Source organism: Streptomyces krungchingensis, assembly GCF_054729265.1.
Map to the genome: position 1 here is coordinate 1,651,464 of NZ_JBPUKY010000001.1, position 26,327 is coordinate 1,677,790.

The window sequence follows — 26,327 nt, forward strand, 5'->3', positions numbered from 1 at the left end:
ATGATGGGAACTCCCATGCCCGCACGCACCCTTCCCGAAGCGACCTTCGCCCGCACCGTCCTCGGCTCCGGCCCCGGCCTTGCCCTCGCTCATGGCGCCGGCAGCAGCATCGCCGGCACCTACGGCCCGATCCTTCAGGACCTGGCCGCCCACCACACCGTCGTCGGCGTCGACTACCCCGGCAGCGGCGACACCCCGCGCTCTACCACACCGCTGCAGCTGGACGACCTGGCCGACCAACTCGTCGCCGCCGCCGTCGCCGAGGGCCTGGACACTTTCGCCCTGTCCGGCTTCTCCCTCGGCGGCCCCGTCGCCATCCGCGCCGCCGCCCGCCACCCCGAACGCGTTACCGCGCTCGTCCTGACTGCCACCTTCCCCCACCGCGACAGCCGCCTCCTGCTCGCCACCTCGATCTGGCGCAAACTGGCTGAATCCGGCAATCGCGAACTGCTCGCCGAGTACCTCACGATGATGGCTCTCGGCGCCGACGCCCTGGAGGCGATGCCGGACGAGCAGCTCCAGCAAGCTATCGGATTCACCGCCGCCAGCATCGCCGACGGCACCCTCGAGCACGCCGAGCTCGCCCCCCGGATCGACGTCCGCGACGACCTGGCACGCATCAAGGCGCCCACCCTGGTCATCTCCACCCTCCAGGACTGGTTCACCTCCAGCCGCCTGCACCATCAGCTCGCCGACACCATCCCCGGCGCCCAGCTCGTGGAGATCCGCACCGGCCACCTGCCCATGGTGGAACGGCCCGACGAGTGGCAGAAGCTCATCACCGACTTCGTCGCCAAGCACCAGCAGGACGCATAGGCATCACGCCGGCCCGAAGACTTCCCTTGAACGTGGCCACCTGACGCCGTCCCGCGCCCGGCCGGGTACGGGACGGCCGTGCGCATTCACCTTGCCGACGGTTCTGGGAACGACCTACTGCGGACTGCGCACTGCCAGGGGAGCCAGCCGGACGAAGACGCTTCTTCAGACGGCGCCGCCTGGCTCGCCGCCTCGGTGGGACCGGCCAGGCGGATGACGGCCACCGATGCCAACATCCGGCCTCTGCCGCCGGATCCGCGGCACGAGGTGCTGCGGCATGGGTTGCAGACAGAACCGGTGCCGGAGGGCCCCGTGGAATCCACGCCCGGGCTGGTCCGGCTGCACCTGCCCGGCCGAGGGGATCCTGCGCCGACTGGCCGGGCCGCGGGGATCCATCCCGAAGACTACGTCCTGGACAACTTCCGCGCCCGGAAGGACCGTTCCTCGCGCACCCCCGGGCTTCGTCGAAGCTGAACCGATCACAGAACTTCACACCGACGGACGGGTTGTCCTGGCAGCGGATGGTCACGCCGGTCTTGCCGTCCATGTCGCGGTCTGAGGAGGTCACGCGCGGAACGCCAGGCCAGCATCGTCTCCCGCGTCATCGGGATCCTCCGAGGGCGGACTGTGATCAGCAGACAGCCAAGGGTCACTGAGATGCGCGACTAAATGGTTCAAGTAGGTGAATATCGACCCACCTCCAGCGGAGCCTTCCATGTAATTGGCCGACCAATTGCATGGTACGGTGAACTTGCTGCAGATAGTTGGCTAGCCAATTTTTTGGAGTTTCTTTCATGACCACGGCATTCGACCAGTTCGACCTCGCGGGCGCGCCCCTGGTAAACCGCATCGCGATGGCACCCATGACACGTAGCCGCGCGTATGGGCCGGGCGGGAGCCCGACCGAGGCGATGGCCGCGTATTACGCGCAGCGCGCCACGGCCGGCCTGATCATCACCGAGAGCACCCAGGTCAACGTCGTGGGTGGTGGCTACGTGGACACCCCCGGCCTGCACAGCGCCGCCCAGGTGGAGGGGTGGCGGCAGGTGACCGACGCCGTCCACGAGCGCGGAGGCGTGATCTTCGCTCAGCTGTGGCACGCTGGCCGGGTCGGGCACCCCAAGCTGCTGCCTGACGGGCTGATGCCGGTTGGCCCCTCGGCGGTACAAGCCAAGGGGCAGGTCTTCACCGGCGAAGGGCTGCAGGACTACGTCGCGCCGCGGGAGCTCACGCCTGTCGAGATCGAGCAGACGATCGCCGACTTCGCCGCCGCTGCCCGCAACGCGGTGGCCGCCGGCTTCGACGGGGTGGAGATCCACGGCGCCAACGGCTACCTGGTCCACCAGTTCCTCTCCACCAACGCCAACCGTCGTACCGACGCCTGGGGCGGATCGATCCAGGGGCGGATCCGCTTCGGCGTGGAGATCGCCAAGGCCGTCGCCGAGGCCATCGGCCCGGACAAGACCGGCTTCCGCATCTCCCCCGGAAACCCGAACAACGACACGGCCGAGGAGGACCTGGAGGGTACCTACGGTGAACTGCTGACGGCTCTCGCACCGCTGAAACTGGCCTACCTGCACATTCTCGAAGGGCCTCACCGGGACCTGACCCTGCGGCTGCGCAAGCAGTGGGCAGGGACCTTCATCCTGAACCCGTGGACCCACCCCGAGGTCACCGGCCCGGAGGCGCTGGAGCTGGTCGAGGACGGCACGGCCGACATGGTTGCCTACGGCGCGCTGTTCCTGGCCAACCCCGACCTACCGAACCGCCTGCGTCAAGGTGGCCCGTTCAACACGGTGGACAACTCCACGTTCTACGGCGGGGATGAGCGCGGCTACACCGACTACCCCACGCTCAGCTGAAAGCTTCCCGTTTTGCCCGGGGTGGTGTACCCCTCGACGAGGTACACCACCCCAGACCTGCGGGTCCGGGAACCTCAGAGGCAGTCTCCTTCCGCATCGCGCGATCTCGAGTCGCGCGGTGCGAGCGGCAGCCGTGTTTGTGCCGCTCGGAACCAAACGTCAGCCGGTCGCGGACGTGACTCAGCCGCTGCACGTCATAGATCAGGTCCGCGACACGGCCTGACTGCCGAACGGTTCCGTTGAGGCTGACGGTCTTTAGCGGAGCGAACTTGCTGTGCGCCCGCTGCGGCAGCGAGGTTGGCATCGAGATCTCCGATTGCTGGACCGAGTACGACATCCGACTGTTGTGCTCTGGAGGGCCGTCCTCATACTGGGCGTATTCGGGCGACCCTCCAACGCGGCGAGGTGCCGTAGCTGTCGTCGTGCGCCCGCCAGGGATTACGGGACAGCCCTCAGCCCCGCCCAACGGCCGGATACCCATGTCCTGTCCACCTGCCCTCAAGCCCCGTCGTGCAGCGGTACTCCCCCGAGCCGCTGCACGACGGACCCCCGTCGACGATCCCGTCGTACGCAGCGTGCACATCGGCGGCCGGGACCTGCTTCTCATGCCGCCCGACAACCCGTCCTCATGTACTCGGCAGCTCGCCGCGTTTCCCCTGCCCCCTCCGAGGGCTCCGGATCCGATGCTGTGGACGATCAGCGGGCGAGTCAGCCGTGGACCCCGGGACCGTTCGGAGATGCAGAACGCGCTCCTCGCCGCTGTCACCGCGGAAACTTCTCGACAATTCCGAACGTGTACCCGGGTGAGTCGTGAGAGGTTGTCCTGCGGCGTGCGGCCGCGAATGGGGGCGAGCATGCTGTTTGAAGAGCTAACGGCACTGGCGACAGAAGGTGGACGGGCAGTGGTCCGAGCCGTGGGTACCACGTTCTGGCCAGCGACGCAGCGTCGTGCCGCGGAGTTGGTCGGCCGCGGTGACGCCGAGCGCGTAAGGGCGGAGCTCGTGCGGCTCGATCGCACCGCGCAAGCACTGAAACCCCCGCCGTCAGGCGATGCTGGCGCGGAGCAGGCGCGGCAGGAAGGGCTGTGGTCCGGACGGTTCGAGGCCCTGCTGGACCGCCTCGAGGGGGCCGAACAATCCGCTGTGGCAGCGGAGCTGCGCGCGCTCCTTGAGTCCTTCGCCCCCTCCGTCGGTGACACGGCCATCGACACCGGCAACGCGACGGCCCGCGACGGCAGCAGCGCGATCACCGGAATCCGGAACGCGGGTGGTAGCCGTCCCGGCCCGTCGAAGGTCGCGCACACCGGAAACGCGGAGGCCGCCGGCCCCGGCTCCAGCGCCGTCACCGGAATCGTCAACGAATAGGCCGGTCTCGGGACAGCCCGGCGCCTCGTGCACAGCATTGCACGCACCGCAGACGCCGACGATCGACATCGCACGCCGGAACTCATCACCGAGCCCCGTGAACTGGCAATCAGCAATTTGAGAAACGTGCTGCCTCGCGCACCGCGTACCTCTGAAACGTGGCCTGTGTAGCGAGATCTTCGGGCCCACATAGGCGCGTTGGCCGATCACACCGAAGGCAGCACCGAAGTCGGTGTCGCCGGAATTCTTCTTGCTCCCGGCCTCTTCCTTGGGTACCAAGGACTGTCCTTGTCGGCTATGGCATACATCCGTCGAGCCTTTGGAGTGTTCGGGAAAGTCATGGGCGAGGACCATCGCTACATGTTGTCCTCGCGCAACACCCTTACCTACGCCTATCTGTTGGTTCGTGATCTGGCGCGGGCTGCGGAACAGCTAGCGGGTGCGGGACAAGGACTATCCGGGCACAGCGAACGTCCCTATCAAACTCGCCGCAGCCGCCGATCGCAATGGACAACGAAGTTAGTCATGGCCGGGTGGTCACATCACCCCCCGCTCGCCGACACCGCTCTCCCCTCCCGCCCACTGCAGCAGTGCTTAAACTTCCGTCCCCGCCGCATCATGCATGGACACGGCGCATTCCTGCGTGGCCGCACCACCGCGAACGGCACGGCTGCGCCAACAGCCTGCCCGAGGAGGATGGCGCGCGCGAGGTGCGTGGGGTCGTCCGCCACCATGCCTGGAAGGTTCCGGCCGGCGATGACGATCAGCGAGCCCTGGTGGGCCCGCTCGTACCAGTGAGGTAAGAAGTTGAGCGGCAGCCCCGACAGGAGGTCGCCGTGGGGGCTGCTGAGGGTGATTTTGTTGTCGACCAGGCGGGCTTGAAGGTCCCGGCCAGGGACGGGCGGCAGGTCTCGAAGGTCGAGAGGCTTGCCACCGTTATTGGTGTACAGGGTGCGCAGGTTGGTGAAGCCCGACTCCAGGAAGAGCCGGAGGATGACGTCCTCAATGCGGCGGCTGCCGTTGATCGTTCCCCAGCCGCCGTGGCAGTCGAGGACGATTCCGGCGCAGTCGCCGCCGAAGAGGATGCATTCGGCGTCGAAGCGATCCGGGGAGCGATCGGGGGCCGGGCCGGTCAGTTCGATCAGGTCGGAGAGGTGGCAGTGGGAGTGCGCGAGCCGGAGCATCGGGTGGTGGACGTCCGGGTGGCGGAGGTAGAGGAGTTCGGCCTCGCCGGACTCGTCGATGATCAGATTGCACATAGTGCAGTACTGCCTGGAGGTGGCGAACCGAAGTGTGAGCGACTCCAGGTCGAATGCGGCCAGCGCCTGCTGCACGGTGTCGGAGATCCGCACGTTGCGCAGCCGGGGCGAGGCAGGGGAAGCCACCTTGGCGTCGTCGCGACCGTCCCGGAGGGCGCGAGCGCGCAGTGATTCGAGGACGCGCAGGTCGACCGGGCCGCCTCCTACGAGCTCCACGGGGCTGGGCACGGTGCCGTTCGGGTCCGTTTCATGGTGGAGTGCACCCAGGAATACCAGGGTCTCGCCGGCCTCCGGCCAGTTGCCGAGCGCCTGGTGGAGGGCGAAGGCCTGCCGGGCGCGGGAACGCGCGGCATCCGATGCATGGAGGGCCTTCTCGGCGCGGGCCAGGTTGAACAGACAGGCGGCGCGCAGAGGGCCGTCGTCAAGACGTTCGCTGATCTGCAGGGCCATGCGGAAGGACCCGGCCGCGGCAGGGTGGTCGCCAGCCTTGGCGTGGCAGGCGCCGAGGTTGGTGTGCAGGGATGTCAGCACGGTGTCAAGGCCGAGCTTTTCGGCGAGCGGGATGTTCTTGGTGATCAGAGCGACGGCTTCGTCCCGGTTGCCGGTATGCAGCATGCAGGTCGTGGCCTGCGCGCGGGCGGTAAGGAGGACATGGAGATCTTTGTGCTCGGCAGCGGCTCGCGCGGTCTGTTCATACTGGTCGGCTGCTTCGGTCCACCGCCCAGCCCGTGCGTGGATGTTGCCCAGTGTCATCCGGGAGTGCAGGACGCCTTCGACGTCGTCGCGCCGCTCGCAGTCGTTGAGGGCACTGGTGATCGCGGACAGGGCTTCGGTGTGCAGGCCGCGTCGCGAGTGGAGGACGGCCAAGGCGCGCGTCGCCCGGGCCCGCGTGCCGGGGGAGGCGGCGTCACTGAAGTCGGAGACTACGGACCGCAGCATGCGGGCGCCGTCCTGCCACTGCCCCGCGACGACCAGGGCTTCGCCCAGAGCCGCCCGCACCTGGGCGAGTGCCCGACTCTCGTCAGTGGCGGTGAGAGACTGCTCCGCTTCGGTCAGCAGGCGGACGGCGTCTCCGATCCTCCCCCGGTGCCACAGCAACTGGGCTCGCTTCCGCAGCACATCTGCCTGCAGAACTGGGTTGCCGGACTCTTGTGCCATGTCCGAGGCGACCTTGAACTGCGACTCCGCCGTGTCGTGGTGCCCGATGCCGCCGCTATACGAGGCGAGATAGGTCAGGGAACGCGTCGCATGCTGATGGTCGCCGATTCCGATGGCGAGCTCGGCGCACTGCGCGAGGTACGTCGCGGCTCGGTCGAGGTCAGCGCGGTGCGCGGCATCCTCACCGAGCCGGAACAACGCACGGACCTGGCCCTGTACGTCACCCGTCTCCTGATGGATGGACAGGGCGGCCTTGAGTGGCTCAGCCGGAGCCGACTCCGGCCGGGCACTGGCCGGGACCGCCGCGAGGTCCATCAGCGCCCGCGCCTCCCACTCCCGGCTGCCGATGGTCCGTGCCCGTTCGATGTCCCGGACGGATTCCTCCGCTGCCTCCGCCGCTCGGCCCGTGCTGCTCAGCAGTCTGGCGATCGACCGAGTGGCGAGCATCTCGCCAAAGCCGCTGGTACGGCTCAGGTCCCGGCTGTTGCGCAGGTAATTCTCGGCGCGGCGGGTCTGTCCGACCGCCAGGTACGCCTGGCCCAGGTTTCCTAGGGCGAGCGCGAGTGCCTGATGATGCCCGACGGTTCGCCAGTAGTGCAGTCCGCTTCGCAGGTACTCTATGGCGTCGCGGGGCCGGCCCAGGTTGACCAGCAGCGTCCCCAGGCCGAGTTCCGCCATGAACAGATGCTCGGCATCGTTGGCCGCGTGCGCCGTTTCGGCGCAACGGTGGTATAGATCCACCGCATCCTGGCTCTCGCCAAGGTGCCCGGCAACCACAGCCCGGTTGTACAGCGCGGTGGCCGTCCAGCTGGCGTGTCCCGCCAGCTCCCCGGCCTCCTGTACGCACTGGTAGACGCGGTCCAGCTCCTTCCAGTGGCTGGCAACCCGCAGGTGTTCGGTGAGCGCGAAGGCGAGAAGCAGTAGGTGGTACCAGGCCTCGTAGTGCCGGGCCGTCTCGACGAGAGCGACCGCGCCGGGACGGTCCGCGTCCAGCGACCGCAGCGCTTCGGTGCTGCTCTCGGCGGGTACGGTCGCCTCCTCGTCCAGGAAGCCGATCGCATCGGTAGACGACCGTACGCGGACGGATGTGACAAGACAGGCATGACGAACGACACTTGCCCGTTGCGTCCCCGACCACTGCGCGGACGTCAGCCGGGCGAAGCGGTGCTGAATTTCGTGCATCACAAATCGGTCATCGTCGAGCTGCTCGATGAGGCTGAGCTCGACCAGCGAGTCGAGGAGCGCGGCCGTGTCCGTGAGGTTGTCGTCGACGACCTCGTCCAGCGGAGGCTGTGCGATGCACGCTGCGACGACATCGACAGTGAATGACATGTGCGGCAGGACGCCGAGCGCGGAGAAGACCTGTGCCTGGTCGCATTCGAGCGCATCGAAGCTCTGCTGGAACACGGGCTGCAGCGCGGTCTGGCCGGCGACGAGGGCCTTGACGCTGCGGTCAGGGTTAGTGATCTCGGACAAGTAGCGGTCGGCGTTCACGCGGGGCCGGCGGGCCAGGTGCGCCGCGGCGATGTGCAGGGCGAGCGGGTGACCGGCGCACGCCGCGGCCAGCGCGGCCGTCTGCTCGCCGGTCAGCCGGCCGGGGCCGGCGACCGACCCTACGAGCTCCTCGCTGGGCGCGGCCGGCAGTGGACCAAGATCGATCAGGCGGACCAGCCCGCTGAGCCCGCTGAGCTTGACGCGGCTGGTTCCCACCAGCGCGAACGGGCCGTCGACGGAGAGGATCTCAAGGAGCGCCTCTTCCGAGACGATGTCGTCGACAAGCAGCAGGACGCGCTTGTCGGCGAGCGTCGTCCGTAGCAGCGCCAGCTGCTGGTCACGACGGTCCGGCAGGGGAGGCTCGGGCGGCAAGAGCGCGTGGAGTATCGACGACACGAGGTCCGTGGGGCCAGTCGACAGCGCGAGATTGATATGGAACTGGCCGTCCGGATACTGCTCCGCGGCCAGCCGGGACATGCGCAGGGCGACGTCGCTCTTCCCGATGCCAGGAGCCCCGGTCACCACAACCGCCGCCCGGCCCCCGCCGTCCCCGCGTCGCAGGACGTCGAGGCCGGCGGAGACATCCGCCTCACGCCCGAACAGGCGCGGGCGCCGTTCGCCGGGCAGGACGGAGTCCTGCACCGAGCGGGACTGTAGGGACGGCAGCGTCACACGGACGTTGCCCGCCACGTACCCAGTGATTGCCACCCCACCGTGCGAGGCGTACGCCGCCCCCGTCGCCCTGACCGAAACGGAGCCGGGCGCGCCGACCGCCGTAGCTGAACTGACTCCAGTGATCGCGGTGCCGCCGTCCGTCGCGCAGGCGTCCCCGCTATCCCGTACCTCGGCGCCCGGCCGTGCGTCGCCGGACCTGTTCTCGTCCTCCATCAACCCGCTCTCCGAGACTAGCTGTAGTCGATCCCGGTACCGGCACTGCTGCCGGACCCGTCAGCCGTCGCGTCACCAGTGCGATCCACCCGCGCCGATCCCGTGCCCGCCCCACCGGGCCTGCGGAGCCCAGTGTGCGCCGACCCACCACCGGACGCCTTGGCCTGGCCGGTATCCGTGGCCGAGTCCCCCTGCCGAGGCTGCAACCACGCCCACACCAGCGCTGCGACCCCGGTGCCGGCCTGCAACGACGCCCCGACGAGCTCCCCGGTCCCCGGGCCGTTCAGCAACCACACCATCGGCGTCGCCGCGATGCAGGCCGCCCCGACCACAATCAGCACGATCTTCCACGGCCGTGTCACGCCGTCCCGCCTTCCGCCTGGCCAGCTTTTTCCGCAGGTATAGCAAGGACGTTCATGCCGATGCCACTGGTTCCGGCGGTCCTGGTTGTCCGTGGTCGTACCTCGAGCAATCCGTGCCACGATGAACAAGGGGGACAGATCGCTCACCCATGGCTCACCCGTCTCCCCTCCATCGGATGCCCCGGACCGGATATGGATCGTGGACGGCACCCTCATCTCGGTCTGTGACCGGCAGGTAGCCGCCTCCAGCCGGAACTGCCGCAGTTCCGCGAACGTGCAGGTCATCCTGAGCACGAACACACGGCTGATCGCGGCGACGGCGCCTACTTCAACCGTGTGATGGCGGTGCCGCACCGCAAACGCCGGGCGACCTCTACTGACATGCGCCGGCACGGCGTGCAGGGATGACACGCCGCAGCGCAAGGTGAACGAGCTCTGTGCGTGTCAGGGGGCCGCGATAGTCTCTGGCGCTGTCTGCCCAGGAAGTCAGATCAGGCAGATGAATCCGCTTCCTGACCGCTTGATCAGTAGCCAAGTTGAAAGTACGCGACCGATGCTAATAGTTCACCGACCCTCAAACGTCGAGGAAACAGCTCACGCCATCGTCACCGCGATGCAGGACGAACGGCTCTCTCTCCGAGCTCGAGGCCTTCTCGGATTCTTTCTGAGTCACGCCGGCGAGACCTGGGACGGTCAAAGCATGGATCGACTGGCCAAGTCGTTGGTCGAGCGCCAGCGGGTCCTCAGGGGCCCCGGTGGTGATGGAGTCAAGGTGATGCGAGACGCCCTAGTTGAACTGGAGGCTGCCAGCTATCTGCTCCGCAGAAAGGCCGGCGGAGGCGTGGCGGGACATCTACGCATAGAGATATTTCATTCTCCCGCGCAAGCCGCGGACGCCGTGCCTCCCGTCGAGACAGACTCAGACGCCGTCGTATACGTGATCGGGCAACGTGGCAGCGGTGTCGTGAAGATCGGAACGACTGCGAACTTGAAGCAACGAGTCGCGAGTCTTCAGACCGGCTATCCACTGGCTCTTGAGGTGCTGGGCACGCATCAAGGTGGTTGGTCCCTCGAGCAGTATCTGCACGAGCGCTTCGCAGCAAAGCGCATGCAGGGAGAGTGGTTCGACTTCGGCGAGATGGACCCAGCTTCTGCCGTAGACGACGCAGTCTTTGAGAAGTTCCCTGAGCGATATGCGTATCGCTCTTGAAAGAACGTCCTGTGCCGAAGCCCCCGGCCCTGATCATCACGCGGCTCTTGACCTTGCCGGTCCGGGAGGAAGACTGGACCCTGCGTGGGTAGGTCGAAGGAGCGTACTGCACGACTCCAGTTGACGGTGAGCGGCCGGAGAGGAGGCTCTTCGGCGTGGTGTGCCCGAGGTCGCGGGACACGGCGAGCTCGGCACCAGCCCGCCGGAAGAGCTTGAGGTCTACCCGGTCGTTGATGAACGGCCGGAGCTCCATGCGGGTCATCGCCGCGATTGACGAGAGGACGAACATCGTCCAGCACGACGCGTTCCTTCCGGCCTTGTTTTACGAAGACCTGCACCCGGGAACAGACCTCACCGGCCAGCCCACCGGTGCGTGAAGTACCACGACGCGGGGTTGCCCGTTCGTCTGTCGGCATCAAGGGACGGCGTTGCCGACTACGTCCGTCAACTCCTCAGCCGACTCGGAGGTCAGACGGTAGAACCCCTGGAGGCTGATCGAGCGCACGAGACGGCCGTCCACCACGTACTTCAGACCGCGGGTCTGGCCTCGGCGGTTACGCCAGGTAAGCCTCGTCAGAAGATCGCCGGGGATCGGTAGGTCGAAGCGCACAGGCGTCGCGTCCACGTGCACCGCCGCGGCGCCGCAGCCGCCGGCACCGAGCATCGACCAGTCCCTGTGCCCGGGAAACGCTGGGTCCTGCCACGTCGCGGGGGCCGTGCCGCAGCAGTCGCGCCGACTTCATACAGATTCCTGAACCCCCTGCGGACGCGCGCTGGTGTCATCTGGTTCGGCTCGGTCGGCTTCTCCCAGGGCGGCCGCAGGCCGGTGGCCAGCGGGCGGGCCAGTCGGAACTGGGCATAGGCGCGATCACCAGCCATGTCCACCGGTCGGCCGCTTCCGAGCTGCGAAGCCGGGGTTTGGTCCACCCGAGCGTCTACTGGAACAGGCGAAACGTGTGCTCGATGTCGAAGCGGCGAAGGAAGGACTGCCAGCAGCGGTCGACGTCCCTCTCAGTGGCGCCGGTGCCCGACCACCACAGCCAGACGGGCTTGTCCACCCCGCCACTGGGCAGCCTCTCCACAACCAGGCGGACGACGGTGCCTTCGATGATCGGCAGCGGACCTTCCTAGTCAAGCCAGGCCGCCCGGCGGGTGAGCCGCGGATGCAGCCGGTCCCACGCCCACGCGGCCGCCTTCCCATAGAGGCGGGTGTCCGTGGTCGTCACGGCGAGCTCGACGCCCCAGGTTCCGGGGTCGCCGAAGACGAACTCGCCGCCGTGCTTGGCCGGCCGGACCCCCTTGGGTTTCGTAGACCCGCGGCGGTGTCGACCGGCGCATCACGCGGTCCGAACGAAACCGGCCTGAGACCTCCTCTCCTCGGTGGTTCTCAACGGTGTGCTGGAACTGGGCGAGGAGCAGGGTGGCGCCGGCGCACTGCGGGCAGGGCGGGGTGTCTGCGACCTTGACGAGGTAGGTGTCCTGGTCGAGTCTGCCGCAGTTCACGCCACGCCGTGCCATGCGTCCTGTCCGAAGGAGCCTTTGATGTCGGAGGCGATCGTGGCGGCGTTCACGGTGGAGTGGAGCTGATACACGATGGTCTTCTGCACCCCTCGGACCGCGAGGTGGACCGGGTTGTGGCCTGGGTGGGCTCCCACGATGCGCTTGAGCTCGTTGATCGCTGGCTCGTTGATGCGGTGGTAGGGCAGGGTGAGCTGTACCGGTGCGGCACCGTTGCGTTCGGCTGCGGTGACGTCGAGTACCTGCAGTTCCTGCCCGAAGATGCTGAGCGTGCCGTCGCGGTCGTTGAGGCGGCCCTGGATGGATACCACGCTGTCTTCGACGAGTGCGCCCACGACGAGCTGGTAGGAGGCGGGGAAGAAGAGGACCTCGATGGTGCCGTCACGGTCTGCGAGGTTGACGATGGCCCACGCGTTGCCCTGCTTGGTCATCTTCGGCTGGACGCTGGTGATCAGGCCGGACAGGCGGACGATGCCTTCGGTGCGGCCGGAGGCCACCAGGTCGGGGATGGTGGTGTCGCGGTTGGCGGAGAGGATGTGCTCGGTGCCGTCCAGGGGGTGTGCGGAGACGTACATTCCGAGCATCTCCCGCTCGGTGGACAGGAGCTGCTTGCGCGGCCATTCGCCTTCGTCGATCCGGATGTCGAGGCCGACTCCCGCTGCGCCGCCGTCACCAGCATCGCCGAGCCCGGCGAACAGGTCGTCCTGCCCGTATGCGGCGGCCTTCTTCAGCGGCACGACCGCATCAATGGCCATGTCGTGAGCGGCGGTCAGGCCCTTGCGGGAATGGCCGAGAGAGTCGAAGGCGCCGGCCTTGATGAGTGATTCGACCGCCCGCTTGTTTAGTGCCGGCAGGTCGACCTTGTCCAGGAAGTCGCTGAACGAGGTGAACTGCCCCTTCGACTTACGGGCCTGGATGATCGCTTCGATGACGTTGTCGCCGACGTTGCGCACGGAGCGCAGGCCGAAGCGGACGTCGTCGTCGATGGCCGCGAACTCGGCGACGGACGCGTTGACGTCGGGCTGAAGGACGGTCACGCCGAGCTTGCGGGCATCAGCGAGGTAGATGCCGGCCTTGTCCTTGTCGTCTCCGACCGAGGTGAGCAGTGCGGCCATGTACTCGGCCGGGTAGTTGGCCTTGAGGTAGGCGGTCCAGTAGGAGACCAGGCCGTAGCCGGCGGTGTGGGACTTGTTGAAGGCGTACCCGGAGAAGGGGAGCATGACGTCCCAGATGGCCTTGATGGCCTCTTCCGAGTAGTCGTTGGCTTTCATGCCGCCGTGGAACTTCTCCCACTCTGCGGCCAGTACCTCGGGCTTCTTCTTGCCCATCGCGCGGCGCAGCATGTCGGCGCCGCCGAGGGTGTATCCGGCGAGGGTCCGGGCGATGGCCATGATCTGCTCTTGGAAGATGAGCAGGTGGTGGGTGGAGCCGAGGATCGGGTCGAGGACGTCCTTGAGCTCGGGGTGGATCGGGTCGGGGTCTTGCTTGCCGTTCTGGCGCAGCGCGTAGTTGGTGTGCGCGTTGGCGGCCATCGGGCCGGGCCGGTACAGGGCGAGGGCGGCCGCGATGTCTTCGAACCGGCTCGGTTCCATGAGCTTGAGCAGGGCGCGCATGCCGCCGCCGTCGAGCTGGAACACCCCGAAGGTGTCGCCCCGGCCCAGGAGTTCGAACGTCGTCTTGTCGTCGAGGGGGATGACGACCGTGTCCGTGTCACCGTCGATCGGGTCGACGCAGGCGAGTTTGACGCCCCGGTTCTCCCGGATGTTGTGGATGGCGTGGTCGATGACGCCCAGGTTCCGCAGGCCCAGGAAGTCCATCTTGACCAGCCCCATGTTTTCGCAACTGGGGTAGTCGAAGCCGGTGATCTTCACGCCGTCGGAGGCGCGCATGTGCAGCGGGATACGGTCGGTCAGCCGGGTCTTGGACAAGATGACCGCGGCCGCGTGCACGCCGGTGCCCCGGGTCAGGCCCTCGACACCCTTGGCGGTGTCGATGACCTTCTTGACGTCCGGCTCGTTCTCATACATCGCCCGGATCTCGCCAGCCTCGCCGTAGCGGGGATGCGAGGGGTCGAAGATGCCGTCCAGCGGGATGGACTTGCCCATGATGTCCGGCGGCAGCGCCTTGGTGATCCGCTCACCGTGACTGAAGGGGTAGCCGAGAATGCGCGAGCTGTCCTTGATCGCATTCTTCGCCTTGATCTTGCCGAACGTGTTCACCATGGCGGTGTACTCGTCGCCGTACTTCTCGGTGACGTAGCGCACCATCTTGTCCCGCTGACGGTCGTCGAAGTCCAGGTCGACATCCGGCGGGTTGATGCGCTCCGGGTTCAAGAAGCGCTCGAACAGCAGGCCGTGCTCCAGCGGGCACAGCTCCGTGATGCGGGTCGCGTAGGCAACGATCGAGCCGGTCGCCGAACCACGGCCAGGACCGACCGGCACACCGTTGTCCCGCGCGTACTTGCAGATGTCCGCGACCACAAGGAAGTAGCTGGAGAAGCCCATCGGGCCGATGACCGACATCTCGGTCTCGAAGCGTTCGATGACCTCGGCGGGGATCGGGTCGCCATAGCGCATGGCGAGGCCCTTCAGGCACTCCGTGCGCAGCCAGGACTCCTGACTCTCACCCTCCGGCACGTCCGGGAACCGCGGCATCTCATCGACGTTCTCGAACACCGAGTCGTACGACTCGATCCGCTCCGCGATCAGCAGCGTGTTGTCACACGCCCCCGGCAGTTCGGAGAACAACGCCCGCATCTCCTGCGCGCTCTTCAGGTAGTAGCCGCTGCCCTGGAACCGGAACCGCTTCTCGTCGGCCTTGTTCTTACCGACGCCGATACACAGCAGGTTGTCGTGCGCGTCCGCCTGGTCCTCGTGAACGTAATGCGCATCGTTCGTCGCCAGAAGCGGAATGCTCAGATCCTTGGCCAGACGCAGCAGCCCGTCCCGCACCTCCCGCTCGATGGACAGGCCATGGTCCATCAGCTCCAGGAAGTAGTTCTCCCGGCCGAAGATGTCCTGGTAGGCGGAAGCAACCTCGCGGGCCTCGTCGTACTGGTTCAGCCGCAGACGCGTCTGGATCGCCCCCGAGGGGCACCCGGTCGTCGCGATGATGCCCTCGGCGTGCTCACTGATCAGCTCCATGTCCATGCGCGGCTTACCGGAAGGGAACTGCCCGGTGTAACTGGCCTCGGTGGACATGTAGAAGAGGTTCTTGAGGCCCTGGACGTTCCGCGCCCACATGGTCATGTGGGTGAAGCGGCCTCCGCCGGAGACGTCCTTCGATCCTTCGCCGTCGTCCGACATGGCCCGCTGCCCGCCCGGCCCCCAGAACTCCTGACGGCGGTTGCGGCGCGAGGACGGGGCAACGTACGCCTCGATCCCGACGATCGGCTTCACACTGCCGAAGCCCTTGGACACCTGATGGAACTCGTACGCACCGAACATGTTGCCGTGATCGGACATCGCCACAGCCGGCATGCCCTGCCGCTCGACTTCAGCGAACATCGGCTTCAGCTTCTGCGCGCCGTCGAGCATCGAGTACTCGGTGTGATTGTGCAGGTGAACAAAGCTGTCAGCCACCGGGCGGGCACCTCCGAAGGCGGTCCTGGGAAGCCCTCACCCTAGCCCTCAGATGAAGATCAAACCCGGAACCTCTGGCCCTATGACGACCCCGGAACGGCAGGAAGCCGATGACCTCGCAGGACAAGGATCGCGACACGCCAAGAAGCACCAACCATCGCGTGTCGCCCACGACTTGGGCCGCATGAGACGGGCAATCATCACGGCCTCTCGCTGCGCGACAGCGTGATCACGACCGTCTGTCCGCCTCGAGGGCGCGAAGGACCTGGACGTCCCTGACCGTGTTGGTCAGCGACCCTAGCGGCTCCATCCAGCCGCTGGCGGCCCGTGCGTACGCTCCGTAACCGGTCCCGAAACGGCTGCACCGCCCCAGATGCGCGTCTGCTCCTCGCGTGAGGGCCACGCGCCCTGTGCGAAGCCGTCCAGCATCTGGCACCGACGACCGCGGAATGCATCCCGGTCGGCTGGCGAAGCCCACGGCCCTACGACGGCGGGCTTCGCTCCATCCACACCAGATCTCATCCGGGCCTCCAGGCACCGGGAGGCGGGCTTCCTCGCAGCACGACCACATCGTGTGCGACTGGGGGGACGCCGAGATTTAGCGCCGGTGGGTCAAGCCCCGACGTGTTCAGTGAGGCAGACGTACTGCGGGAGTTGCTGGTCGTCGAGGCTGCTGTAATCCAGAACGGCGGGGTAGGTCAGGCGCGTTCCGGGATACAGGGGTGTACAGTCCTGCTCGGTGTCGAAGAAGACGATGTTGTCCCCCGGTGCATCTTGGGTGCCGGCGGGGTTCAGTAGATCGGCGCCGCACTGGTAGCCGGGGGCGTTCATCGGCAGCACGGCGTCACGGGATGTGTCGCTGCCGCTGCCGGTCCAGGCGACGCAGTAGAAGACGCTTGGGTCCCCGCCGGTAGGCGGCTCGGAGATGATGCTGACCTTCTGCAGGACGGGCGGGCCGCCGCACAGTCTGTCGATGTCCTTGACGTAGTACGGGGATCGGACGGTGCAGATGTCCTTCTTGGACTCGCAGGTCGCCGGACCCGTGGGGGTCTTGTAGGTGACCGGCAGGCAGGTTGCGGACACGGTCGCCGCCGGGGTCTTCTTCTCTGGAGCGGCTTTCGGGGTGCCTGCTGCCGGGGAGGCGGTCGCCGCCTCGGAACGTCTGCCAGGTGAGGCCGTGGCTGAGGCCGTCGTGCCCGCGGCTCGTGTGCCGCCTCGCTGCCCGTCCCGGTCCTGTTCCGCGATCAGGTAGGTGCTGGCGGCGGCCACGGCGAACGCGGTGGCAGCGGCCGCGCCAATGAGCCAGGCGCGGCGGCGGGCGACCCGGCGTCGCGCCACGGTCCAGGCGGGGTCGTCCTCGGCCGCCGACAGGCCCTCCCATCGGGCCGTTACCAGGCCAGCCGCCAGAGTCGGTGCCTCGCCCCCCGGCTGCAGGACCTGGGTGGTCTGAGCGGCGAGCAGCGCCGTGCACTGCCCGGCCAGGGCGTCGGCCGTGGGTCGCTCCTCCGGGTTTTTGGCCAGCGCGGAGGTCACCAGGGCCAGGAGGTCGTCAGGGATCCCGGCAAGGTCGGGGGCGGCGGACATCACCCGAGCCGCGACCGCGTCCGGTGCGCCGGTACCGAAGGGCAGCCGTCCGGTGGCGGCGTAGGCGACCAGTGCTCCCCAGGCAAAGATGTCCCCGGCCGGCCCCGTCGCACCGGTGCGGTAGCCCTCGGGGCTGATCCACCCCGCGGTGCCGGTCATCACGCCGGTCCGCGTCACCGAGGTGCCGTCCAGGGCGTGGGCGATGCCGAAGTCCAGCACCCGCGGCCCATCCGGCGCCAGGATGACGTTGCCCGGCTTCACATCACGGTGCACCACCCCGGCTGCATGGACAGCCGCCAACGCGGCCGCGGTCCCGGCCGCCAGCGCGTACAGCCGCGCCCCGGACAGCGGGCCCTGCGCGGAGACGTACTCGCCGAGTGTGGGGCCGGGGACGTACGGGGTGGCCAGCCAGGGGACCATCGCGCTGGGGTCTGCGGCGAGCAGCGGCACCAGACAGGGCCCCGTGACCCGCTGGGACAACGCTACTTCCCGCGTGAACCGGGCCCGGAACTCCTCATCGCCGGCCTGCGCCGGGTGGACGACCTTGACCGCCACCCGATGGCCGCCGGAATCCAGGGCCGCATGGACCGTGCCCATGCCGCCCGAACCCAGACGCCCGATGATCCGGTACGGGCCGATCCGGCCCGGATCACCAGGCCACGCAGGATGAATACGCGTGGACATGAACGCCCCCCACAGGCAAGAACACCCCAACCGTGTCAGTCGGGCCGCAACTCTCTCACGCCCCCGCCAGCGGTTGCACCGCTGCTCCGAGAACTCCTCCCGGAAAGCTTCGAGGTGGTTGGATCAGTCCGGGGCTGATGGTCCACAGGTGTGGGCGATGCCGTTTCCTCTGGATCACTTCAGGAAGCGCCGAGTCCCCTGCTCCCCGGAGTTCGCAGCTTCCGATGCCAAGCTCACCCTGCTCCGCGTGCACGTCTCACAGCAGCAAGCAGACGACCCGGCAGACCGGACTGTCAGTCCCCTGCGGCATGATCGCCAGCATGAACGAGGACGCCTTTTGGCAGCTCATCGAGGACTGCACGCCCACGGGACCTGACCCGGACGCCGACCTCCTTGCAGCCACCCTGACCGAGCGGGCTTGCCCGCTCCCCGCTCTCGCTGGTCATCGGCTTTGCCGAACAACTGTCCTGGGCGCTCTACCGGCTGGACCGTAAGGAGTACGGACACAATCTGGGAGAAGATGCCTTCCTCTACACCCGTGCCGCCGTCGTCGCCGCCGGGCGCACCGAATTCAACAGAGTCCTCCATGACCCTACGGCCTTCACTCCTTACGCGAGCGACCTGATCTGGGCCGAGAGCCTGCTGTACACGCCGGATCAGGCGTACAAACGGATCACCGGGGAGGAGTGGAACCGAGACACGCGCTACTCCTACGAGTCCTTTTCGAACACCGAGGGCTGGGCTGATTGAACGGCATGGCCTGCGGATGGTGACGAACTCCAGAGCTACTGATCGTCCCCACCAGAGTGGCAGGTGTTGGCCGACTCGCTGCTGAGGCGTGAGCCGATCCATCCGGACAGTGCCGCCACCTGCACATCGAGTTCGCTGGCGTAGCGCGCGCCGCCTACGACAGAGCCTGGGCCGATGAGGTAGCCACCGCTAGCAGCCATGGGCCGCACACGTCGATGCCAGGACCGAGAGCCATCCGGCCCCCGGAGATGCTGCACCCTTGCTGCACGGCGAAGTACACGTGCCGGCCCCGAAGCAGATCTGTTTGCGCCACTCCAGTGGGGCGGTGGACAGCCAGGCCAGCACGTCGCTGAGGGCGCGGCCCTCTACCTGTCCCAGCCTTGGCGACCGGTCACAGCTGCCCGGAGTCCGGCCAGTTGGACCAGTGGGAATTGGGTGAAAGGCTCGGTCGGTAGCGGCTGATGTCACCGGAGGCAAGGACTTCCGCGATCTGCTGGTAGGTCTCACTCGTGCCGGGAGGCCATTCAACGAGATCCTCCGGCTGGTGCCATTCCTCCAGCTGCAGCACTTTCGGCAGGTCGGCGGGGATTCGCGACCGCAGTTCGGCCTCGTCCGCGAGGAGCAGGTCCCGGTGCTCCGGCACGAGTGCGCGGAACACATCTTCGAGCGGCTTGCCGGGCTCCATGTCCACGACGAGCGGCCAGCCCCTGACGACTACAGGAGCCTCCCCCGCGTACTCCTCCTCGTCGTCGATCTCCTCCATGTTTTCGACGCGGTCGAGGAAACCCTCGTTCGCAAAGCCCGGCCCACCAGCCGTCAGGCAATTTCCGAAGACATGGAGCACGTCAACGAGGTTTCCCATGCGCGGGTTGTAGCCGACGGTCTCGACGATCAGAGCCCAGCGCTCCGGGTCGCGGAAGAGGTGCATCCGCGCATCCACAGCGGAGAAGTAACCATGGCCGAGGTCGGGGAACCTGAACTCGCCCGCACATATGTCCAGTTGAGCAAGTACGCTTTCCACTTCGATCATGTGGCGGACGCTACCGGGGCCGACTGACAATGGCCCCTTGGACAGGAGCGAACTGACGGACGCGGTGCCTCACCGGCCAGCCAGCAGGCCCCCGACAACCCCAGCCCGATACAACACGCCCGGTGCGAGCGGGCGCACCAGGTGCCGCATCGACGGCTCAGCCGGGAACCGGATCCGGCCGATGGGGATCTGCAGGTCGAGCGGAGCCCCTGGAGACAGGACGCTGAAGCCGTCAGCCTCGTAGTACGGCGCCAGATAGGGCTTGTGGGTATGAATACCACCCAGCATCGCCTCATAGCCCTGGCGGGTGTACGAGCGGACCAGTTCGTCGACGAGGTGGTGCCCCAGCCCCTGGCCCCGGGCGCTGTCGGCGACGGAGACCGCCTCCAGTTCGACGAGCGCCCTCGACAGCATGAGGCACGTCTGCCGGCCCAAGCCCGACTCCATCGCTCTCAGCCAGTCCACCGGTGGGATCGCGTGGGCGACGGCGACGATCCGTCCGGCTGGCTGCTCCCCTGGCCGGCGCCGCCCTCCGCGGTGTCGCCTCCGGCACCCTCCGGGCCATCACCACCTGGCTCCTGGACCACCTCACCTCATAACACCACCCCGTCGGGGCGAACCGTGCAGGGCATGGTCCGACCCGACGGACACGCGGTCCACGTCAGCGATCCGTCCGACGCTTCATGGCCGCAGACGGGTGCAGCGGACCGTCCCTGTCGTCCGCGAACGCATCAAATGCCGTCCGCCCGCCCGGGCGCCTGAGGCAAGGTCGGCCCGAGCTTGCCTATGGCGCCGCGGTGCAGGGACTCGTGATGCTGTGCAGCCGTCACCTGGCGATCCAGGACCGAAATATGACCACTCGCTCGTTGGCAGACCGGCCGGGCCGCGCCGATGCTCATCGCACCGGTGGAGCGTGCCCTCGGTCTCGGAATGTGCCCTCATTGCGACACGGGAAAGCAAGCAGTGGTTGAGTCTTGGTGCATCCCTGTTCTGGGCATCCATCGCCGCGCACTTACCCAAGCCACAGAACGGCACCAGGTACCTGCACCCCGCACCTGCTAGGCCGGTTGATCAGTTCACTCAGCGGTAGTTGGCCGCTCAGGACCCGACCGATGTCCGTCTCTGCTACGCCGGCTTACAGGTTGGTTATCCGCGGCCGGACTTGTTCCGTCCATTCGCGCAGGCGGCATGTGTCCCTGTTCGGCTGCCGTCGCGTAGCCGCCTGGCACACCGTCAAACGGTTCTCCGATGCCCCGAAGCCGGAGGATCTGTTCACCGGCCAGTGGCAGAACCGGCCCTCGGTCCTCGACGACTACAAGCCTTACCTGGACGACCGCTGGAACGAAGGCTTCACCAACGCGTGGAAGCTGTGGGAGGAGATCTTGCCACTCGGCTACAAGGGCAGCTACCAGCGCGTCCGTGCCCATCTGAGAAAAAAGCGCACCTCACCACGGCAGGTGACCGCCCGGCCGCCCTCACCACGCACTGTTGCCGGATGGGTCCTTCGGCACCCCGATACCCTCGCCGAATCCGAACAGCTCCAGCTCAAGACGGTCCGGAGCAACTGTCCGGAACTGAACGCCCTCACCCGCCATGTCCGGTCCTTCGCGGCCATGCTCACCGAACGCCAGGGCCAGCGCCTCCCCGACTGGCTCGACGCCGTCCGGCAGGACGACCTCCCGAGCCTCCACACCCTCGCCGCAGGCATCGACCGCGATCTTGATGCCGTCATCGCCGGACTCACCCTGCCCTGGAACTCAGGCGCGGTCGAAGGCCATGTCAACCGGATCAAGATGCTGAAGCGCCAGATGTTCGGCCGCGCGGGATTCCAGCTCCTGCGCAAGCGGGTGCTGCTTGCCTCCTGACCTCATTGTCGGTGGCCAGTGCGACGATCTCCAGACGACCGCGCGAGGAGAGATATGGGCACCTGGGACATCGGCCCCTTCGACAACGACACCGCCGCCGACTTGGATGACGCGACCATGGGAGAACGCGAGCCCATGATCCGGAGAGTCCTCAAACGTGCCGCCGACACCGCCGACTACCTGAACACTTCCGATGCCGAGCGAGCGGTTGCCGCAGCAGCCCTGGTGGTCGCCCAGCACCCTGACGGCGAGCCCGCGTGCTCGAACTACGGCCCATCGGAGCCGCTGCCGCAGTTGTCCGAAGACCTTCGAGCACTCGCCATCGACGCCCTGGACCAAGCGGTTGCTGAGCTGTCTGAACTCGCCGAGCTGTGGGGCGAGGCCACGAAGGGGCCGAAATGGCGCCAGGACATCACGCGCCTCCGCGATGTTCTCGATCCTCCGAACCCACCACAAGAAGAAGTTCTTTTCGAGATCTAACAGGTAACCCACAGTCACGGACCACAGAACTTGAGCCAGAGCCCGAGTTCTGACGTCATCGTCCGGCCGAGGACTCCGCGGTTCGTCACGAGTTTCGAAGGCACCTGCCGATGCAGCCGAGCTGTGTCGGCGGCTCGCAACAGGGCTCCTACAAGGTTTCAAGATCGCTTGACCTTGCCCCAGAGGGAAGGGCGACAGTGTCTCCGTAGATCACACGAGCGAGCGGTGTGCGCTCGCCAGCCGGGCTGGACGAAGAGGGGGAGTTCGAGTGACGGCGACCTGCGTCATTCTCGATATCGGTGGCGTGCTGGAGATCACGCCGGAAACCGGCTGCGTGCAGCGATGGGAAGAGCGGCTGGAGTTGCCGCTCGGCACTGTGCATGAGCGGCTGCGCGACGTGTGGCAAGCCGGGAGCCTCGGGAGCATCAGTGAACGAGAGGTTCACGAGCAGGTGGCAGCACGCTTGAGGCTCGACGCGCCCCAGATTGAAGCCTTCATGGCTGATCTCTGGGCGGAATACCTGGGAAAGCCGAACGAGGAACTCATCGCTTACGTGCGTGGGCTGCGAGGAAGCTGCAGGCTGGGCATCCTGAGCAACAGCTTCGTCGGCGCCCGGGAACGGGAGACCGCGCTGTATCACTTCGACGAACTGGTCGAGCAAATCGTGTACTCGCACGAGATCGGCATCGAGAAGCCGGACCCGCGTGCCTTCGAGACCGTATGCGCCAGCCTGGAGGTGCGGCCGGAGAGCTGTCTGTTCATCGACGATCTCGCAGTAAATGTTGAGGCTGCTCAGGCGGCGGGCATGCAGGCGCATCTGTTCGAGGACAACGCCCAGACGATTGCGCGCATCGCAGCTCATCTGGACGCTGGTCCCCGGGGTGGAGGGCCTGTCCCGCTCGGATGACGTCGGCCTGGCCGGCCTTCAGCGGTTGCCGGCCAGGCGGTGGAGCGGTTGGTCAGCCCGCTTCTGCGTGTTCGGCACGGGCTCGGGTGCGGCGGTTGATCTGTTCCGGAACGGTGTGTGCGTGCTGCCAGGACTTGATGGGCTGAGGGGATGAAGATCCTTTCGCCGCGTATCCTGCGGGCTCTTGAGCGGTTCAATGCCGCCTATCCCTGGGATCACAACGCCCACTACCATCGTTGGATCTTGCGGCAGCTGCCGAAACGCATCGATCGCGCTGTGGACATCGGCTCCGGCAGCGGTGACCTTGCAAGGCTCTTGGCCCGACGTGCCGTTGCCGTGACGGCAGTCGATGCCGATCCGGTGATCACGGTCCAGGCTCAGAAGCTGACTCCTGCATCGCTTCCTGTGACCTTCACCGTCGCGGATGCGGTAGCCGAGTTCCCTGCCGGCTCCTACGACGTCATCACGTGTGTCGCCACGGTCCATCATCTCCCGTTCGCCCAGGCACTCGCCTGTTTCCGCAGTCATCTGGCGCCGGGAGGGACCTTGGTGATCGTCGGCCTGTCCCGCCCCCAGACATCTGCGGACCATCTGCTCGGAGCCCTCGCCATTCCAGCCAACGCCGCTATGGGCTGGCTGAAGAACAAAGGCCGCTCCTCACCGCGGCCCGCATCCATGACGGCCCCTACTCGCGCAGCAGACATGACCTTTGACGACATCGTCCGTGAAACCGGGCCCCTCCTCCCCGGCGCACGGCTGCGGCGGCGGTTGTTCTGGCGCTATACGCTCGTATGGCATCAAGTCTGAGTGGCCTGGGGCTTCTTCGACCACCCGCCGGCCCTGGGGTTCTTGCGGGTCAATCGCCTGCCCATGAGGACATGCCCCGTTCGGCCTCACTCGCTCTACGGGGGGGCTGCGCGGCGGCGCCAGGCGTCGACCACGCCCCACATCGAGCTGGCCTGCTCCCACTCTGCGCTGAAGTCACCCGTAGCAGCGCCACCGTGTCACACCAGCTGCTCTGCCACGGTGGCGACGTCATCGGGCTGCGCAAAGACGCGGCGCAGAGCAGCGACAGGGCGACGGGGCGTGCGGATACGCGGGTTGGCGCCGGTGTGGGCACAGGACCAGCCGGTTTCCTCGCCCCAGTGCAGGCGTACACCGGCGTGACCGGCCGTCCGGCTGACGTCCCAGCTGAAGACCATGTACATGGTCTCCCCCAGCTCGCGGCGGGTGCGGTCGGCGCGCACGCTCCGGGCGGGATGCCGCGAGCGGTGAGGGCCTCGTCGACGGCTTGCACATAGTGCCAGTGCGGCAGCTGGTGGGCGGGGATGAGCCCGGGCGGTTCGAGCAGCATGGGCCACGCCTCTCTGCCAGAGGGTTGGGGATCGCTCACGTTCAGGAGGCGCGCCGGTAGACGGCGGCGGGTCCGATGACACGGGGGCCGAACTTGTCGCGGACCCGGTCGATGGCGGTCTCGGCGACGAGGCGGGCTTCGCGGGCGGTGTCGAGGCTGATCTGTTCGGCGACCTGGTCGGCGTCGGCCAGGTCCTCGGCTTTCAGGGCGAGTCCGGTCAGGCGGCCGCGCTGCAGGCCAGCGGCGTCGATCAGCTGGTAGGCGAGGTGGCGCAGGTCGTCGTCGTGTGCGGACGGCTCGCGCAGGCGGCGGGTCTTCTCCCAGCTGCTTCCCCCGGCGAACTTGAGGGTCAAGGTGAGCGCGCGGGCGGCCTGGGCGCGGCCGCGCAGCTGTGTGCCGAGTTGCATCACCAGGTCCAGCAGGGCTGATCGCACCATGGCGCCGTCCAGAGTGTGGCGGTCGAACGAGCAGCGCACGGTCGCGCTCGAGGGCAGGGCGCGCGGGACGACGGCGCGGGGGTCGATGCCGCGGGCCCGGTCGGTGGCGAGCCGTCCGGCTTTCCCGCCGAGCAGGCGTTGTGTGGTGGCGGGCGGGATCGTGGCGAGCAGGCCGACCGAGTGGATGCCGTAGTCGGTCAGGACGGCTGCCTGGCGGGGGCCGATGCCGTGCAGGGCCTCCACCGGCAGAGAGGCGAGCCAACCGGTGGCCTGGTCGGCGTCGATCGCGAGCACGCCTCCGGGTCGTGTCACCTGGGCGGAGGCGGTCGCGGCGACCGTGATGCTCGGGCCGATGCCGACCCGGACGTCGACACCGAGCCGGGCGATCGTCCGCACCCGCAGCACCTCCCCCAGGCGCCGGCCGTCGACGCCGTGGTAGCGCAGCGAACCGCGCAGGTCCACCAGGGCCGCCGTGGGCGGCAGCGCCTGCACCACCGGCGAGAGCTCCGCCAGCTGCTCCAGCACCTGCCGGTACATGTGCTCCGGCAGCCGGTCCGGGCAGCGCACATGCATCACTACGCCCTGCCGGTTCCTCGTCGACCACGTACTCATGCCACGCTCACCTCCACCCCCACGATATCGAACATAAAATCGAACACGCGAGAGCGAGGCGAGTGACCGCGGGCATAAAATCAAAAATATGTTCGATGATTTGCCGCCGGACCTGGAACACCTGGCCACCTTGTGCACCTGGCATCTGCTCTAGGTACAGCGCATCGACGCCAAGATCACGGCGCTGCGCACGCGGGAGGCCGAAGAAGAACGCGGCCGCCAGCACCGGCCGCCGCCCCCCGAGTGGATCGTCGAGCTCGGCATCGGGTCCGGCAAGCCTCCGGTCCAGCTCCACGCCGGCGACTGCCACATGCCCGGCGCCCGGCGACGCCCCATCTCCCGCAGCGAGGCCCGCGACGTGCTTACCGCTGGGCTGCAGGCATGCACCCACCGTCAGCCCGACATCCGGCTGAACGTACGCGTGTCTCGCCATGGCGACTGGCCGGGCGTGGTCCAGCTCCTCGTGTCTCCTCTGAGCACGCTTGACGTGCTGTCGGCGGAGCGCTTCGCGGGCTGCATTCGGGATGCGCCTCGCGCTGACATTGAGGGCAAATAAGTGTGCGGGATGGGCAGTTGACCGATCTCTGCGCCACCCTGTGCCCTTCCCAGTAGCGTACGCGCGGCCCTACGCTCGTCGGGTGTCCGGAAACTCGCAGCCAGGCGTCAGCGTCGTCACTCGGGGGAGACCGTGGCCGTCGCGACGTTGATCCTGTTGGGGGCAGCGGGTGGTCTGCTGCGTGGTGCCCTGGACATGTACGCCCGGTTCGTGTCCTGGCAGACCGATCGCCGAGCCCATCGGCAGTTGACCGCGGTAGGCCTGGCGCGGGGCGATGCCCCAAGGTTCCCGGCGTACATCGACCCCGCCGTTGATATCGCCGCGGCCGTCGTGCACGGCGTGATGGGTGCCGGGGCTGCGGTGCTGTTCGGTTCAACGGGACAGATCGAAGGTGAATACGCCGCTGTCGTCGTTGGAATGTCGGCGCCCATGCTGCTCGCCGCACTGGGCCGCATCCAGTCGGTGAACGAGGCAGTGACGGACGGACAGCAGCCGGCTGGGGTGGCGGAGGTCGAGGTGCCTTCGACAGCCGGTGCTCAGCGTGGTGCAGACGTCT

20 protein-coding genes and 1 pseudogene are annotated in these 26,327 nt (G+C 67.4%); 11 read left to right on the forward strand and 10 right to left on the reverse strand.

What is annotated here, in order from left to right:
• Positions 1–15: 15 nt before the first annotated feature.
• The 3 genes from ACSYGO_RS07580 (at position 16) to ACSYGO_RS07590 (ending at position 4,042) form a co-directional block, all read left to right on the forward strand.
• Positions 16–816, forward strand: a complete 801-nt coding sequence (locus ACSYGO_RS07580; protein ID WP_460386262.1) for an alpha/beta fold hydrolase — start codon at positions 16–18, stop codon at positions 814–816.
• A gap of 794 nt (positions 817–1,610) precedes the next feature.
• Positions 1,611–2,678, forward strand: a complete 1,068-nt coding sequence (locus ACSYGO_RS07585) for an alkene reductase (RefSeq protein WP_460386263.1) — start codon at positions 1,611–1,613, stop codon at positions 2,676–2,678.
• An 854-nt stretch (positions 2,679–3,532) separates the two neighbouring features.
• Entirely contained in the window at positions 3,533–4,042 is a 510-nt protein-coding gene (locus ACSYGO_RS07590) for a hypothetical protein (RefSeq protein ID WP_460386264.1), read from the forward strand.
• A gap of 542 nt (positions 4,043–4,584) precedes the next feature.
• Here the strand turns inward: ACSYGO_RS07590 and ACSYGO_RS07595 are convergent.
• Entirely contained in the window at positions 4,585–8,595 is a 4,011-nt protein-coding gene (locus tag ACSYGO_RS07595; protein WP_460386265.1) for a tetratricopeptide repeat protein, read from the reverse strand.
• Between the two features lie 1,308 nt (positions 8,596–9,903).
• Here ACSYGO_RS07595 and ACSYGO_RS07600 point away from each other — a divergent pair.
• Together ACSYGO_RS07600 and ACSYGO_RS07605 are read left to right on the forward strand one after the other, a co-directional pair.
• Positions 9,904–10,413, forward strand: coding sequence for a GIY-YIG nuclease family protein (locus tag ACSYGO_RS07600; RefSeq protein WP_460386267.1), 510 nt, complete (start codon positions 9,904–9,906; stop codon positions 10,411–10,413).
• A gap of 251 nt (positions 10,414–10,664) precedes the next feature.
• The gene (locus tag ACSYGO_RS07605; protein WP_460386268.1) at positions 10,665–10,790 is read left to right on the forward strand and encodes a hypothetical protein; all 126 of its coding nucleotides are present in this window, start codon (positions 10,665–10,667) and stop codon (positions 10,788–10,790) included.
• A gap of 38 nt (positions 10,791–10,828) precedes the next feature.
• On the opposite strand, the gene ACSYGO_RS07610 is transcribed toward ACSYGO_RS07605, so the two are convergent.
• The 4 genes and pseudogenes from ACSYGO_RS07610 to ACSYGO_RS07625 all read right to left on the reverse strand — a co-directional run bounded on the left by ACSYGO_RS07610 (position 10,829) and on the right by ACSYGO_RS07625 (position 17,780).
• Positions 10,829–11,077, reverse strand: coding sequence for a hypothetical protein (locus ACSYGO_RS07610; RefSeq protein ID WP_460389827.1), 249 nt, complete (start codon positions 11,075–11,077; stop codon positions 10,829–10,831).
• Positions 10,987–11,784: pseudogene (locus tag ACSYGO_RS07615) on the reverse strand (NF041680 family putative transposase); the annotation flags it as partial. The gene ACSYGO_RS07610 and the pseudogene ACSYGO_RS07615, both read right to left, overlap by 91 nt.
• A 128-nt stretch (positions 11,785–11,912) precedes the next feature.
• Positions 11,913–15,512, reverse strand: a complete 3,600-nt coding sequence (gene dnaE / locus ACSYGO_RS07620) for a DNA polymerase III subunit alpha (RefSeq protein WP_460386269.1) — start codon at positions 15,510–15,512, stop codon at positions 11,913–11,915.
• Between the two features lie 612 nt (positions 15,513–16,124).
• A complete protein-coding gene (locus ACSYGO_RS07625; RefSeq protein ID WP_460386270.1) occupies positions 16,125–17,780 on the reverse strand; it encodes a serine/threonine protein kinase in 1,656 nt (551 codons plus the stop codon).
• 483 nt (positions 17,781–18,263) lie between these two features.
• Between ACSYGO_RS07625 and ACSYGO_RS07630 the strand changes: the two genes are divergently transcribed.
• The gene (locus tag ACSYGO_RS07630) at positions 18,264–18,530 is read left to right on the forward strand and encodes a DUF4240 domain-containing protein (RefSeq protein ID WP_460389684.1); all 267 of its coding nucleotides are present in this window, start codon (positions 18,264–18,266) and stop codon (positions 18,528–18,530) included.
• 391 nt (positions 18,531–18,921) lie between these two features.
• On the opposite strand, the gene ACSYGO_RS07635 is transcribed toward ACSYGO_RS07630, so the two are convergent.
• Positions 18,922–19,560 (reverse strand): DUF7003 family protein, encoded by a 639-nt coding sequence (locus ACSYGO_RS07635; protein ID WP_460386271.1) that lies wholly within the window; start codon positions 19,558–19,560, stop codon positions 18,922–18,924.
• Positions 19,561–19,629: 69 nt separating this feature from the next.
• The gene (locus ACSYGO_RS07640) at positions 19,630–19,995 is read right to left on the reverse strand and encodes a GNAT family N-acetyltransferase (RefSeq protein ID WP_460386272.1); all 366 of its coding nucleotides are present in this window, start codon (positions 19,993–19,995) and stop codon (positions 19,630–19,632) included.
• Between the two features lie 755 nt (positions 19,996–20,750).
• On the opposite strand from ACSYGO_RS07640, the gene ACSYGO_RS07645 reads away from it, so the two are divergent.
• The 4 genes from ACSYGO_RS07645 to ACSYGO_RS07660 all read left to right on the forward strand — a co-directional run bounded on the left by ACSYGO_RS07645 (position 20,751) and on the right by ACSYGO_RS07660 (position 23,619).
• Complete coding sequence (locus ACSYGO_RS07645; RefSeq protein ID WP_460386273.1) at positions 20,751–21,425, forward strand: ISL3 family transposase; 675 nt, start codon at positions 20,751–20,753, stop codon at positions 21,423–21,425.
• A gap of 54 nt (positions 21,426–21,479) precedes the next feature.
• Positions 21,480–21,905 carry a DUF4259 domain-containing protein gene (locus ACSYGO_RS07650; RefSeq protein WP_460386274.1) on the forward strand — a complete coding sequence of 142 codons (426 nt, stop codon included), beginning with the start codon at positions 21,480–21,482 and terminating at the stop codon, positions 21,903–21,905.
• Between the two features lie 268 nt (positions 21,906–22,173).
• Entirely contained in the window at positions 22,174–22,812 is a 639-nt protein-coding gene (locus tag ACSYGO_RS07655; RefSeq protein WP_460386275.1) for an HAD family hydrolase, read from the forward strand.
• 150 nt (positions 22,813–22,962) lie between these two features.
• Entirely contained in the window at positions 22,963–23,619 is a 657-nt protein-coding gene (locus ACSYGO_RS07660) for a class I SAM-dependent methyltransferase (RefSeq protein WP_460386276.1), read from the forward strand.
• Between the two features lie 197 nt (positions 23,620–23,816).
• Here the strand turns inward: ACSYGO_RS07660 and ACSYGO_RS07665 are convergent, their stop codons facing one another.
• The 3 genes from ACSYGO_RS07665 to ACSYGO_RS07675 all read right to left on the reverse strand — a co-directional run bounded on the left by ACSYGO_RS07665 (position 23,817) and on the right by ACSYGO_RS07675 (position 25,510).
• A complete protein-coding gene (locus tag ACSYGO_RS07665) occupies positions 23,817–24,059 on the reverse strand; it encodes a DUF6292 family protein (RefSeq protein WP_460386278.1) in 243 nt (80 codons plus the stop codon).
• 148 nt (positions 24,060–24,207) lie between these two features.
• Entirely contained in the window at positions 24,208–25,215 is a 1,008-nt protein-coding gene (locus ACSYGO_RS07670) for a DNA polymerase Y family protein (RefSeq protein ID WP_460386279.1), read from the reverse strand.
• Between the two features lie 7 nt (positions 25,216–25,222).
• Positions 25,223–25,510: a hypothetical protein gene (locus tag ACSYGO_RS07675; RefSeq protein ID WP_460386280.1), complete on the reverse strand. Its 288-nt coding sequence runs from the start codon at positions 25,508–25,510 to the stop codon at positions 25,223–25,225.
• Between ACSYGO_RS07675 and ACSYGO_RS07680 the strand changes: the two genes are divergently transcribed.
• Positions 25,478–25,771 (forward strand): DUF6233 domain-containing protein, encoded by a 294-nt coding sequence (locus ACSYGO_RS07680; protein ID WP_460389685.1) that lies wholly within the window; start codon positions 25,478–25,480, stop codon positions 25,769–25,771. The two genes, ACSYGO_RS07675 and ACSYGO_RS07680, sit on opposite strands and share 33 nt — an antisense overlap.
• Positions 25,772–26,327: the final 556 nt, after the last annotated feature.